At 61.5% G+C, this 13,084-nt stretch carries 10 protein-coding genes; 4 read left to right on the top strand and 6 right to left on the bottom strand.

Annotated elements, in window-relative coordinates; translation table 11 throughout:
• Positions 1-90: 90 nt before the first annotated feature.
• The gene (locus ACZ5G6_RS15765; RefSeq protein WP_498686455.1) at positions 91-1,173 is read left to right on the top strand and encodes a PLP-dependent cysteine synthase family protein; all 1,083 of its coding nucleotides are present in this window, start codon (positions 91-93) and stop codon (positions 1,171-1,173) included.
• Here ACZ5G6_RS15765 and ACZ5G6_RS15770 read toward each other — a convergent pair.
• On the bottom strand, positions 1,170-1,847 hold the full coding sequence (locus ACZ5G6_RS15770) for an MBL fold metallo-hydrolase (protein WP_498686457.1): 678 nt from the start codon (positions 1,845-1,847) through the stop codon (positions 1,170-1,172). The two genes, ACZ5G6_RS15765 and ACZ5G6_RS15770, sit on opposite strands and share 4 nt — an antisense overlap.
• 94 nt (positions 1,848-1,941) lie before the next feature.
• On the opposite strand from ACZ5G6_RS15770, the gene ACZ5G6_RS15775 reads away from it, so the two are divergent.
• Positions 1,942-2,409 (top strand): Fur family transcriptional regulator, encoded by a 468-nt coding sequence (locus ACZ5G6_RS15775; RefSeq protein WP_223933517.1) that lies wholly within the window; start codon positions 1,942-1,944, stop codon positions 2,407-2,409.
• Here ACZ5G6_RS15775 and ACZ5G6_RS15780 read toward each other — a convergent pair.
• The 5 genes from ACZ5G6_RS15780 to ACZ5G6_RS15800 form a co-directional block, all read right to left on the bottom strand.
• Positions 2,406-3,296 carry a metal ABC transporter permease gene (locus tag ACZ5G6_RS15780; protein WP_223933519.1) on the bottom strand — a complete coding sequence of 297 codons (891 nt, stop codon included), beginning with the start codon at positions 3,294-3,296 and terminating at the stop codon, positions 2,406-2,408. The genes ACZ5G6_RS15775 and ACZ5G6_RS15780 overlap by 4 nt on opposite strands.
• On the bottom strand, positions 3,297-4,130 hold the full coding sequence (locus tag ACZ5G6_RS15785; protein ID WP_498686460.1) for a metal ABC transporter ATP-binding protein: 834 nt from the start codon (positions 4,128-4,130) through the stop codon (positions 3,297-3,299). It abuts the gene before it with no gap.
• A gap of 153 nt (positions 4,131-4,283) precedes the next feature.
• A complete protein-coding gene (locus tag ACZ5G6_RS15790; RefSeq protein ID WP_498686463.1) occupies positions 4,284-5,255 on the bottom strand; it encodes a metal ABC transporter solute-binding protein, Zn/Mn family in 972 nt (323 codons plus the stop codon).
• Between the two features lie 135 nt (positions 5,256-5,390).
• Positions 5,391-6,464, bottom strand: coding sequence for a hemolysin family protein (locus ACZ5G6_RS15795; RefSeq protein ID WP_498686465.1), 1,074 nt, complete (start codon positions 6,462-6,464; stop codon positions 5,391-5,393).
• On the bottom strand, positions 6,461-7,813 hold the full coding sequence (locus ACZ5G6_RS15800) for a hemolysin family protein (RefSeq protein WP_223933526.1): 1,353 nt from the start codon (positions 7,811-7,813) through the stop codon (positions 6,461-6,463). Before ACZ5G6_RS15800 ends, ACZ5G6_RS15795 begins: the two co-directional genes overlap by 4 nt.
• Positions 7,814-8,299: 486 nt before the next feature.
• On the opposite strand from ACZ5G6_RS15800, the gene ACZ5G6_RS15805 reads away from it, so the two are divergent.
• A complete protein-coding gene (locus ACZ5G6_RS15805) occupies positions 8,300-12,115 on the top strand; it encodes a multifunctional oxoglutarate decarboxylase/oxoglutarate dehydrogenase thiamine pyrophosphate-binding subunit/dihydrolipoyllysine-residue succinyltransferase subunit (RefSeq protein ID WP_498686466.1) in 3,816 nt (1,271 codons plus the stop codon).
• A 141-nt stretch (positions 12,116-12,256) separates the two neighbouring features.
• Positions 12,257-12,856 carry a GDSL-type esterase/lipase family protein gene (locus tag ACZ5G6_RS15810; protein ID WP_223933530.1) on the top strand — a complete coding sequence of 200 codons (600 nt, stop codon included), beginning with the start codon at positions 12,257-12,259 and terminating at the stop codon, positions 12,854-12,856.
• The last annotated feature ends 228 nt before the right edge of the window (positions 12,857-13,084 follow it).

The following is a 13,084-nucleotide window of genomic DNA, read 5'->3' on the forward strand; positions in this document are numbered from 1 at the left end:
CCTTCAGGTCTGAGTGCGTGGGCGCTCTCCCACCCTTGCCAGTCTTCCAGCCTAGTCTTGTGTTCCCTACCGCGCCGGTACGCTTGTCCGGTGAGCAATTCGTGCATCCAGGACAGGGTTTGGGCCAACGAGGCCATTCGCAAGATCGAAGCTGAGAACAACCGTTCGGCAGATACGCACCTCTACGCAGTCCCCCTGCCCGAGAATTGGGGCGTCCATCTCTACCTGAAGGATGAGTCGACGCACCGATCCGGCAGCCTCAAACACCGCTTGGCCCGTTCGCTGTTCCTCTACGGCCTGGTTAATGGCTGGATCACGGAGGGCACCACGATCGTGGAAGCCTCCAGCGGCAGCACTGCAGTCTCGGAAGCGTACTTCGCCCGTCTCATTGGCCTGCCGTTCATCGCTGTGATGACCAAGACCACCAGCCCGGAAAAGATCGCCCTCATCGAGGAATTTGGTGGCGCGTGCCTCCTTGTGGACCACGCCTCGGAGGTATACGCGGTGGCGGAGGAGACGGCGAAAACGTCCGGCGGCTATTACATGGACCAATTCACCTTCGCCGAGCGCGCCACGGACTGGAGGGGCAACAACAACATCGCTGAATCAATCTTCCAGCAGCTCTCCCGCGAAGAGCATCCGGTACCCGAGTGGATCGTAGTGGGCGCAGGAACGGGCGGCACGAGCGCGACCATCGGCCGCTACCTGCGGTACAACAGGCATAGCACCTGCCTTGCAGTGGTGGACCCGGAGAACTCTGCCTTCTACCCGGCATGGCGGGACGGTGACGCTGCCGCGGCCACCGGTTTGCCATCCCGCATTGAAGGTATCGGCCGTCCGCGCGCCGAGCCGAGCTTCGTCCCGGCCGTAATCGACCACATGATCCAGGTCCCGGATGCAGCTTCCGTGGCAGCAATGCGGCACCTGCGCAAGTTCACGGGCTTGCACGCAGGGCCCTCCACGGGCACCAACCTTTGGGGCGTCTGGCAACTCGTGGCCCGGATGGTTTCCCAGGGGCGGAAGGGAAGCATTGTCTCGCTCATGTGCGACGGCGGCGAGCGCTATACCGGCAGCTATAACGACGCCGCGTGGCTGGCCAGCAAAGGACTGAACCCTTCACCGTACGAAGCTGCGCTGGACCGCTTCCACGAAACCGGTATTTGGACGGATTAGACCTCTATGGATTCGCGGGGCGCGAGTCGCGTGTAAGTGGTTCCGTAACGGGCGCCGATCCGGGTGACGTGGCCCTCCACAATTCCCCTGCCCAGCTCGTTAAGCAGACCGTCATGGACGGGGAACGCCCGGGGTGCGCGCACGGAGATGACAAAGTCCACCACTTCCCCCACTTTGGACCATGGCGCATGAATGGGCACCAGGAGAGTCTGGACATTGATTCCGTCCGGGACCACGAATGAATCACCCGGGTGGAAGACATTCCCATCCACCAGGTAACCGATGTTGGACACCACGGGAATCTGCGCATGGATAACGGCATGCTGGCCACCGAAGGTCCGCACCTGGAACCCCGCTGCCTCGAAACCGGATCCCGGTTCAACCACGTGGATGCGCCTGACCAAAGCGTCGGATCCAGTTGCGTCGGTCTGTGCTGCCTCGGTGAGGGATTTCGCAACGCCCGCGGGCGCATAAACCTCAAGCGAAGAGTTGCTGCGTAGGGCGGCCAGCACGGCCGGGCGATCAATATGGTCGTTGTGCTCGTGGGTTACAAGTACTGCATGTGCGCCTGCCAAGGCTTCCTCGGACTCGGAGAAGGTGCCGGGATCGATGACCAGGACCCGCCGGTCCTTCTCCAGGCGGACACAGGCATGCGTGAACTTGGTGAGCTTCATGGTCACAGCCTAGGGGCGGCCGCCGACAGTTTCCAAGCCTCCCCTGCTGGTAAAATTGGGGTTTGCCAGCGTTCCCAGGGAAGTGAGTCTTTCAATGCCACAGGGCACCAATTCCGCCACGACAGGCCCAGCTTCGCCTGCGGCCACCGGCGTCAGGGAGCAGCGCGTTACCAAGCAGCGCCTGGCCGTCAGTGCCGCCCTGGATGAATTGGACGACTTCGTCAGCACCCAGGAACTGTACCGACTGCTGCAGAACAAGGGCATCTCTGTATCCCTTGCTACGGCCTACCGCATCCTGCAGTCCCTTGCAGACGATGGACTCATTGATGTCCTCCGCAACGGTGAGGGCGAAGCCGTCTACCGCCGCTGCACAGTGACGGGACACCACCACCACTTGCTGTGCCGGAACTGCGGCAAAGCTGTGGAAGTGGAGGCCCCCGCCGTCGAAACCTGGGCGGCGCGCACAGCCGCTGAGCATGGTTTCACTGAGGTCGCGCACACTGTCGAGATCTTTGGACTGTGCCCCGAATGCACAGCCAAGAAGGCCGCCGGCAGGCTTTAGAGAGCGCCCGCAGGCTGGTCCCTTGAGACGCGGCCATTGAGGCCACGGTCTGCCCGCACCCGCCCGATCACGCGGCACGCCACGTAGATAAGGAATGACAACGTGGTGACGTAGGGGCTAATGGGTATCCGGCTGCCAAGGGCAAGCAGAATGCCACCCACCGTGGCGACGGTCGCGAACACCACACTCAACAGCACCACAAGGCGTGGTGAGGTAGTAACCCGCAGTGCGGCCGCGGCTGGCGTAATGAGCAGTGCCAAGACCAACAGTGCGCCGACAATCTGGATGGATAAGGCCACGCTGACTCCAAGCAGCACCATAAAGCCGATCGCCAGGCCACGAACAGGCACACCGCGGGCTTCAGCCATTTCAGGATCCACGCTTGCGAAACTGAGCGGGCGCCAGATTGCGGCAAGGGCAATCATCACCAGAACGGCCGTGCCGGCGAGGGCCTGAAGCTGGACAGTGTCCACGGAAACGATCTGGCCTGTGAGCAAGCCGAATTTATTTGCGGCACGGCCCTCATACAGGGCAAGGAACAAGATGCCCAAGCCAAGCCCGAACGGCATGATCACGCCGATGATCGAGTTCTTGTCACGGGCCCTCACACCCATGAATCCCAGCAGCACCGCCGCAGCCACTGAGCCAATCAGCGAGCCGAAAATGATGTCGGCCCCGATCAGCAGGGCAAAAGCCGCACCCGCGAAGGACAGTTCAGAGATGCCATGGACGGCGAAGGCCAGGTCCCGCTTCATCACGAACGTGCCAACAAGCCCGCCAAGAAGTCCCAGGACAGCCCCGGCCCAGATGGAGTTCTGGACAAGTACCAGCAATTCGCCATAGTTCTCAAAGTTGAAGATGGTCTGCAGGATTCCATCCAGGTCCATTTAGAACTCCTGCCCAGCGGTGGCGTGCGCGTCGTCGTGGAAGTGCGTGGTCGCGTCAGGAAGCCCGACGACGACGATTCTCCCGTTGGCGTGGATGACCTCCACATGGCTGTTGTAAAGCTCCGACAAAACTTCAGTGGTCATGACTTCCTGTGGCGTCCCGACGCGGAAATGGCCGCCAGCCAAGTACAGGACGCGATCAACGTAGTCGATTACGGGATTGATTTCGTGGGTTACGAAGACAACGGCACTGTTGCGCGCATGGCATTGCTCGTTAATGAGCGAACTGACGCCCTGCTGATGATGCAGATCCAAGGACAGCAGCGGTTCATCACAAAGGAGCACCTGTGGTTCCGTGGCCAATGCCTGCGCCACCCGAAGCCGCTGCTGCTCTCCGCCGGACAACTGCCCGACAGGCACCTTCGCATAGTCCGAGGCTCCCACCAGCTCCAGCAGTTCATCGATGCGCTGGTTTACCTTGCCCGAGGACAGCCGCATACCCCAACGGTGCCCGTCGATGCCCAGCCCAACCAGGTCACGTGCGCGCAAAGGCGTATCGGGCGCGAAGGACTTTTGCTGGGGGATGTAACCGATCCGTTTGCTTCCCCGTTCAACCGGGTGCCCGCCCAAGGAAACCGTTCCCGACTTCAGTTCCTGAAGGCCCAGCAGAACTTTCAGGAAGCTGGTCTTACCACTGCCGTTGGGCCCGAGGACGGCAAAGAACTCCCCCGGATTGATGTCGAGGTCAAGATCACGCCAGAGTGTCCTCTTGCCGAACTGAAGGCTCGCTCCGCGGAGGCTCACTACGGGTGTCAAAAGTCGTCCTCGATTCATGAATTGCTGGCGAACGCAACTGTTGTTGGCGCCTCTAGGTTGGCGCCTGTGCTGGTGCAGGATCCTGTGCTGGTGAGAGACGGGGGCCCCGCAGCCATCCTGAATATCTTAGGACGCGCACGGGGCCGGCACCGCAATGGAAGGCCAGGAAATCTACTTCTTGAGTGCAGCCGCGATGGAATCCACGTTGCCTGTCATCCACTGCACGTAGTCCTTTCCGTCCGGCAATGTTTCCGTAAAGTTCACCACCGGCACGCCCGCAGCCTCCGCGGCCCGCTTGACGGACTCAGTCTGCGGCCCTTCCGTCTGTTCGTTGTAAGCCAGCAGCCGGACACCTCCGGCGCTGACCATGTCAGTTGTTTCCTTCAGGACAGATGCCGGAACGTCGATCCCCTCTTCAATGGCAGCGCTGTAGGCCTCCGGAGTCTTGTTCTCCAGTCCAGCTGCTGCCAGCAGGTACAAGGGAACGGGCTCGGTGATCGCCACAGGAGCGTGGTCGTTGGCTTCCTTGAGGGCACCGAGCTTCCCGTTGATCTCTGTCAGCTTCGCCTTGAACGTGGCGGCATTGGCTGAAAAAGTCGAGGCCGACGCAGCATCCAGGCTACCGAGCTTGCTGGCAACCGCATCGGCGAATTTGGCCATCGTGTCCAGGCTGTACCAGACGTGCTCGTTGAACCCGCCGTGGTCATGGTTGTGCCCTTCTTCGGAGGACGCAGCGTCGCTATGGCTTTCCTCTTCGGGAGCCAGCCCCGAGACCTCAACGGCGCTGATCATGTTTTCGTGGCCGACCTTGGTCTCGTCGGCAATCTTGTGGAGGAACTCGTCATAGCCTCCGCCGTTTTCCACCACGAGCTTGGCCTTGGAAATAACCAGCTTGTCCTGTGCACTGGCTTCGTAGGAATGCGGGTCCTGGCTGGTCTTGGTGATAATCGCATTCACTTTGACTTTGTCCCCGCCAACAGCTTTGACGACATCCGCGTACACGTTCGTGGAGGTCACCACTTCAATGGCTCCCGACGATGAGGACGGCGCTCCTGCCCCGGCGCTTCCGGAACAGGAAGAAAGCAACAGGGCGGCAAGGCCGGCAGAAGCGGCCAATGACATGCGGGCGACGGAACGGCGCACGGGAACCTCACATCTACTCAAATGAGAATCAAAAACATCTACTGGTTGAGTTCAGCTTAGCCCTAAATGGGAATGATTCCTATTTAGCATGTCTGGCGTCGACCACCCAAAGGCCGACGCCAGCCATGATTGTCGCTATTGCTGCGTCTGCGGACCGCCCAGGCGGCGGATTCCCGTCGCCTGGGTGGCGTCGCGGATCTCGCCCACCAGTTGCTCGATCACGTCCTCAAGGAACAACACGCCCTGCGTCGCCCCTCCGGGATCAACCACGCGGGCCAAGTGGGACCCGGTCCGCTGCATCACAGACATCGCCTGTTCGATCTCGTCCTCCGGGGAGAGGTTCGCCAGGGAACGGATCCGCCCCTCAGCAATAGGATGGCGGCGCCCCTCCTCCGGTATGGAGAGGATGTCCTTGACGTGCAGGTATCCGGCGAGTTCGCCGTCGTCGTCCACCATGGGGAAACGCGAGAAGCCGGTACGGCTGACAGCCTTTTCCAACTCGATCGGAGTCGTCGCCGTCCTGAGGACCACCAACTTGTCCAACGGAACCATGATGTGCGACGCCGTGTGTTCAGAGAATTCCAAAGCACCGCTGAGCAAACCTGCGTCGTCGTCCACCAGGCCATGCCGCGTGGACTCCTGGACAATCGACTGGACTTCCTCGAGGGTGAACGAGGACGACACTTCGTCCTTGGGCTCGATCTTCATCAATCGGAGGATGTGGTTTGCCAGCCGGTTAAGTGTCCAGATCACCGGTTTGACCAGACGGCCAATAAACATCAGCGGCGGCGCCAACAGGAGGGCCGCCTTGTCTGCCACGGAGACCGAGATGTTCTTGGGTACCATCTCTCCGAAGGTCACGTGCAGGAACGTGACGAACAGGAGTGCAATCGCGAAGGCGATGACATCCGCCAGTTCCATCGGCACGCCAACCATCTCAAGCGGCTCCGCCAAAAGGTGATGGATGGCCGGCTCTGCAACCTGAAGAATCAGGAGCGAGCAGACTGTAATGCCCAGTTGTGCGCAGGCCAGCATCAGGGACACGTTCTCCATGGCCCGCAAGGTGGTTTGGGCCCGTTTTGAGCCAGCCTCCGCCAAAGGCTCGATCTGGCTACGGCGCGCGGACATGACGGCGAATTCAGCAGCAACGAAGAAGGCATTGCCGATCAAGAGGACCACGAGCCAGGCAATTCCTGCCCAGTCACTCATACGGCACCTGCTTCGTGGCGGTCATTCTGCGTGTCCTTAAGCGTGGCCTCGTCATCGGCAATGTGGTGGAAGCAGATCCGGTCAATTCTCCGCCCGTCCATCCGTGTCACCGTCAGCGTGCCCCCGCCGGCGTCCACCACGTCACCCACCTTTGCAATGCGGCCAAGCTTGCTCATCACGTAACCGCCAACAGTTTCGTAGGCAGACTCATCAGGAACGGTCAGGTTGGGGATTTGTTCGGACACTTCATCCGGCCTCAGCAGGCCAGGAAAGTACCAGTCGCCGGAGGCGCTCTGCAGAAGGCCCGGACGGACTTTGTCGTGCTCGTCCGAGACCTCGCCAACGATCTCTTCCACAAGATCTTCCAGGGTAGCGATACCGGCAGTGCCACCATATTCATCGAGTACAACAGCCAGTTGCAGGTTTCCTTCGCGCAGTTCGGACAGAAGCGCATCCAGATGGATGGTCTCTGGAACGCGAAGTACGTCCGTCATGATGGCACCTGCCTGCAGCTTTGCCCGACGGTCCGCGGGCACGGCCACTGCCTTCTTGACGTGGACCACGCCGCGGATGTCGTCAGCCGAGTCACCGATGACCGGGAAGCGGGAGTATCCGGTCCTCCGGGCGGCGTCGAGGATGTCAGCCACGGGCTGGTCCGCGTCGATCGTTTCCATCCGGATCCGTGGCGTCATGACGTCCGCTGCTGTGCGCCCCGAAAAGTTCAAGGTTCTCGCTACGAAGTTTGCGGTGCCGGCGTCCAGCGTGCCCAGCTCGGCAGAGCGCCGGACGAGGGAAGCCAACTCGGCCGGAGTCCGCGCTCCCGAGATTTCCTCTTTCGCTTCCAGTCCAAAAAGGTTCAGCACCCTGTTGGAGAACCCGTTGAGCACCACGATCGCGGGCTTGAAGACGGCGGTAAAAATGAGCTGCGCACGGGCCAGCCTCTTGCCCAGCGGGAATGCCAGGGCGATGGCCATGTTCTTGGGCACCAGCTCGCCCAGGAGCATCGACAGCAGGGTGGCGAAGGCCATCGCGACAACCAGGGCTATGGAGTGTGCGACTTCCGGAGTGAGGCCAAGCAGGCCCAGCGGACCCACAAGCAGCTGCCCCACAGATGGCTCCATGACGAAACCTGTCAGGAGCGTGGTCATCGTAATGCCAAGTTGGCAGCTGGAAAGCTGGGTGGACAGGGACTTCAAGCATTTCAGGAGCGGAGCCGCGGCGTGGTCGCCGTTCTCGACTGCCCGCTGAACGCTGGCCTGGTCCAAGGCGACCAAGGAAAACTCAACTGCTACAAAGAAGCCGGTGCCAAGAATCAGGGCAAAGCCGGCAAGGAGAAGAACCCATTCCACTTAGCGCATCCCTCCAAGGGCAGGCGCTTGCAGTTTGGAAGTTCCGCTGACGGGGGAGATTCGCCCCGGCGGAGGCTGATCGGGTGCCTCAGACGCATGGTCTGTGGCACCACCGGCTTGGAACGCCGGCGCGTGATGGGCATGTGAACGGGTGTTGCCGGCTCGAGGGGTGCGCTGTGCGGAGTTGCCTGATTGGCTCCCCCGACAGTTCCCAGGCCGGCACCTAGATTTACTGTCCATAAGGGTTTCAGTCTACAGGGCAGGTGCCGCGGGCCCGCGCAGTGGTCTCCTGCTTGAAGAAAATGGAGTGCCCGAGCATTACGTCGGCCTCAACATGATTTAGGTCACCAGTATTGGCAGTTAACCAACGATCCTAACTAGACTGACAAAGGTCTGAGTTCGCGGGACCCGGACCCTGGTGCATCGTTGCGGAAAAGCAACCTTGGCCAGCGGGAAATCAAAACTCATGGAAGAGGCGTATTTCAAGTGCCAGAGCAGCCCAGCCACCGTCTACCAGAGGAATTTGGCGGAAACGAGTGGCTCGTTGACGAACTGTACGAGCGGTACCAGCAGGACAAGAATTCGGTCGACGCCAAGTGGTGGCCGCTCTTCGAATCCTTCGACACCGGTGACGGCACTTCTTCCAACGGAACCTCCGCAGCCCCAGCCGCTGCCAATCCCCCCACCCAAGTACTTCCCGTGGTAGCTCCGGCTGCAGCGGCACCGGCACCGGCGCCGGCCGCTCCCGAAGCTGCCCCTGCGACCACCCCTGCCGCTGCTGCCGGTGAAGCTGCTGTTGCGGCCCCGGCGAAGAAAGCCCCGGCCACGGTAGCCAAGGACGGAGCAAAGAAGCCCGTCGGCGGCAACGCCGCACAACCGATTCCCGCCCAGCTGCCCAAGAGCACCAAAGCGCCAACTGCTCCGGAAGAAGACGTCGTTTCCGTCCTCCGCGGACCGGCCAAGGCCATCGCTACCAACATGGTGACCAGCCTTGAAGTGCCAACCGCCACGAGCGTCCGGGCAGTTCCCGCCAAGCTGCTGATCGACAACCGCGTCGTCATCAACTCCAACCTTGCACGTGCCCGCGGCGGCAAGGTGTCCTTCACGCACCTCATCGGCTACGCAGTAGTTCGCGCGCTGTCCCAGTTCCCGTCGATGAACGTCTACTATGACGAAATTGATGGCAAGCCGAGCGCCGTCCAGCCTGCCCACGTCAACTTCGGCATCGCTATTGACATGCCCAAGCCCGATGGCACCCGCCTCCTGATGGTTCCCAACATCAAGAAGGCGGAGACCATGGACTTCGCCGAGTTCTGGCACACCTATGAGGACCTCATCAAGCGTGCCCGCAGCGGCAAGCTCACTGCGGATGACCACGCCGGCACCACGGTCTCCCTGACCAACCCCGGCGGCATTGGCACGGTTCACTCCGTACCGCGTCTGTCCAAGGGCCAGGCAGCCATCATCGGCGTCGGTGCCCTTGATTACCCGGCGGAGTTCCAGGGTGCCAGCGAGAAGATCATCGCCCAGAACGCCATCAGCAAGATCCTCACGCTGACCTCTACCTACGACCACCGGGTTATCCAGGGCGCAGGCAGTGGCGAGTTCCTTAAGCTCGTCCACCAGCTCCTGCTTGGCGCACAGAACTTCTACGATGAAATCTTTGAAGCCCTCCGCATTCCCTACGAGCCCGTCCGTTGGAGCCCTGATCTCCAGGTTGACCCTGCAGACGAGATCAACAAGGTTGCCCGCATCCAGCAGTTGATCCACTCCTACCGTGTGCGTGGCCACCTCATGGCGGACACGGATCCCCTGGAATACGTTCAGCGCAAGCACCCTGACCTGGACGTCCTGACCTACGGCCTCACGCTCTGGGACCTGGACCGCGAATGGCCTACCGGTGGCTTCGGCGGCAAGCCGCAGCTGAAGTTCCGCGACATCCTGGGTGTTCTCCGGGATGCTTACTGCCGCACTACGGGCATCGAATACATGCACATCCAGGAGCCGGCGGAGCGTAAGTGGTTCCAGGACCAGTTGGAGCACCCGTATTCCAAGCCGAGCCGCGAAGAGCAGCTGCGCATCGTTTCCAAGCTGAACGCAGCCGAGGCTTTCGAAACCTTCCTCCAGACCAAGTTCGTCGGGCAGAAGCGCTTCTCCCTTGAAGGCGGCGAGTCGCTTATTCCGCTGCTTGACGCCGTCATTTCGGACGCCGCCGACGACGGCCTGGACGAAGTCGCCATCGGTATGGCCCACCGTGGCCGCCTCAACGTGCTCACCAACATCGCAGGCAAGACCTACGCACAGGTGTTCCGTGAATTCGAAGGCACCCAGGACCCGCGCTCGGTCCAGGGATCCGGAGATGTCAAGTACCACCTCGGCACTGAAGGCACGTTCACCTCGGATAACGGCAAGCAGACCAAGGTCTACCTCGCCGCCAACCCCTCCCACCTTGAAGCAGTCGATTCCGTACTCGAAGGCATCGTCCGTGCCAAGCAGGACCGCCTGGACCAGGGCGAATCCTTCCCGGTCCTGCCCATCATGGTTCACGGTGACGCAGCATTCGCTGGCCAGGGCGTTGTTGCCGAGACACTTAACCTTTCCCAGTTGCGTGGTTACCGCACCGGCGGCACCATCCACGTGATCGTGAACAACCAGGTTGGCTTCACCACGGCACCGTCCTCTTCGCGTTCATCGACGTACTCCACTGATGTTGCCAAGATGATCCAGGCCCCCGTGTTCCACGTGAATGGCGACGACCCTGAGGCCGTGGTGCGCGTTGCGCAGCTCGCGTACGAGTTCCGCCAGCGCTTCCACAAGGACGTCGTCATCGACATGGTGTGCTACCGCCGCCGTGGTCACAACGAAGGTGACGACCCCTCGATGACGCAGCCCCTGATGTACAACCTGATCGAAGCCAAGCGCTCGGTGCGCAAGCTGTACACAGAATCGCTGATCGGTCGTGGCGATATCACCGAGGAAGAAGCAGAGCAATTGCTCCGTGACTACCAGGAACGCCTGGAGCGGGTCTTCGCTGAGACGCATGCTGCGCAGACCTCCCCCATCCCGATCATCACGGCTGATTCTGCTGCGGTCTCGGACATCGAGCGCCCGATTGCCCAGCAGGCGGACTTTGGAACCAACTCGCCGGCTTCCACAGCCATCTCCCCTGAGACCCTGGCACGGATCGGCAAGGCCCACCTTGAGATCCCGGAGGGCTTCACGGTTCACTCCAAGCTCAAGCAGCTTCTGGAAAAGCGCGAGCAAATGTCCCGTGAAGGCGGCATTGACTGGGGCTTCGGCGAGATCGCGGCCTTCGGCTCGCTGATCATGGAAGGCGTTCCCGTCCGCCTGGCCGGCCAGGACTCGCGCCGCGGTACCTTCGTGCAGCGTCACGCAGTGTTCCACGATCGCGCCAATGGCAACGAGTGGCTGCCTCTGGGCAACCTCTCGGACAACCAGGCCAAGCTGTGGATCTACGACTCCCTGCTCTCCGAATACGCCGCCATGGGCTTTGAATACGGATACTCGGTGGAGCGCCCCGACGCCCTCGTGCTGTGGGAAGCCCAGTTCGGTGACTTCGTCAACGGTGCACAGACCATCATCGACGAATTCATTTCCTCCGCAGAACAGAAGTGGGGCCAGCGTTCCTCACTCGTCCTGATGCTGCCGCACGGCTACGAAGGCCAGGGTCCTGACCACTCATCGGCACGCATCGAGCGGTTCCTGCAGCTCTGTGCCGAGGACAACATGATCGTCGCCAACCCCACCACGGCAGCGTCGCACTTCCACCTGTTGCGTCGCCAGGCTTACAGCCGTCCGCGCAAGCCGTTGATCATCTTCACACCGAAGCAGTTGCTCCGCCTCAAGGGTGCCGCGTCCGCCGTCGAGGACTTCACCACCGGCGGGTTCAGGCCAGTCATCAGTGATCCCGAAGTGCAGGCTGCCAACGTGGACCGCGTCATCCTGGTTTCCGGCCGGTTGTACTATGACCTCCTGTCCAACCGACAGAAGTCCGGGGACACCTCGACGGCGATCATCCGCGTGGAGCAGCTGTACCCGCTGCCGAAGGCCGAGATTGATGCAGAGCTCGCCAAGTACCCGAACGCGGACATCGTCTGGGCCCAGGACGAGCCCGCCAACCAGGGTCCGTGGCCGTTCATGGGCCTGAACCTGGCACCGGAGCTGGATCGCAAGCTCCGCCTCGTGTCGCGTCCGGCATCTGCATCTACTGCCGCAGGCTCCATGAAGCGCCACGCTGCTGAGCAGGATGCCTTGATCAAGCAGGCGTTCGAACGCAAGTAGCCAAAAAACTGCCCGGTCGGAGGTGCTGTCAATGCACCTCCGACCGGGCAGTTCTGTTTAATGGGACAGGTACCCGGTTCATCAAGCCGGCCGCAGATCCAAAAGCCGTGCAAGGACCGTAACGAGTGTGAAGAGGTAACCGTGGAAGACAGGAAGCTGCGTATCGCGGCTGTAGGAGATGAATTGCTCGCTGGCCTGGGTGACCCCCGCGCCTTGGGTTGGCTCGGAAGAGTGCTGGCCCGTACACCCCAGGACAGCGTCGTGGTGGAAAGCTTCTCACTCCCCTGCCCCATGGAAGGCACTGAGGGCTTGGCTTCCCGATGGCAGGACGAAGCTGGCCGGCGTTTCAGCGACTCGCACGAAAACCGGCTCGTGATAGGACTCTCCGGCCGCGACCTGGAGTTCGGCCTTTCCACGGCGCGCAGCCGCTTGAACCTCGCCAACATCCTTGATGGTGCATCGCACAGTGGGGTCGAAGTCTTCGTCGTTGGTCCCCCGCCCACCCTGGACCCCGCTCGCAACAAGCGCCTGGCCGATCTCAACACGGCTTTTGCCGATGTCACCACCCGGCGCAACCACCACTACGTTGACACATTCTCCCCGTTGCTCAACCATGAGCAGTGGAGGACGGACCTCGCAGCCAATGGGGGAACACCGGGACAGGCCGGCTACGGATTGATTGCGTGGCTCGTCCTGCACCGTGGCTGGTTCCAATGGCTTAATATCGCTCAACCGGAGTAGCCATGACGCCGAACCTGCAGGGTTGTGTCAGAGCAGTTTCCACAGCGGCAGTTGTTGCCATCCTGGCGGCCACAGTTTCCTGCAGTTCCGGCCCTCCATCGCAATCGGCATGATCGTCGTCGCCGGCCACGCAGGCACCCTCGACGCCTGGTGCCAGGCGCCATGGTGCTGTTGCGCACTCCGGAAGGAAAACTCAGCGCTTCCTAGGGCACGGGCGTTCGGGGTAGC

The sequence above is a fragment of the Arthrobacter sp. TmtSoilC51 genome (assembly GCF_055388015.1).

What these genes read in the sequence shown, in the direction of transcription:
- ACZ5G6_RS15770 (WP_498686457.1), bottom strand. Translation starts at nt 1,847, where the DNA reads ATGAAGCTCACCAAGTTCACGCATGCCTGTGTCCGCCTGGAGAAGGAC.
- ACZ5G6_RS15775 (WP_223933517.1), top strand. Translation starts at nt 1,942, where the DNA reads ATGCCACAGGGCACCAATTCCGCCACGACAGGCCCAGCTTCGCCTGCG.
- ACZ5G6_RS15780 (WP_223933519.1), bottom strand. Translation starts at nt 3,296, where the DNA reads ATGGACCTGGATGGAATCCTGCAGACCATCTTCAACTTTGAGAACTAT.
- ACZ5G6_RS15785 (WP_498686460.1), bottom strand. Translation starts at nt 4,130, where the DNA reads ATGAATCGAGGACGACTTTTGACACCCGTAGTGAGCCTCCGCGGAGCG.
- ACZ5G6_RS15795 (WP_498686465.1), bottom strand. Translation starts at nt 6,464, where the DNA reads ATGAGTGACTGGGCAGGAATTGCCTGGCTCGTGGTCCTCTTGATCGGC.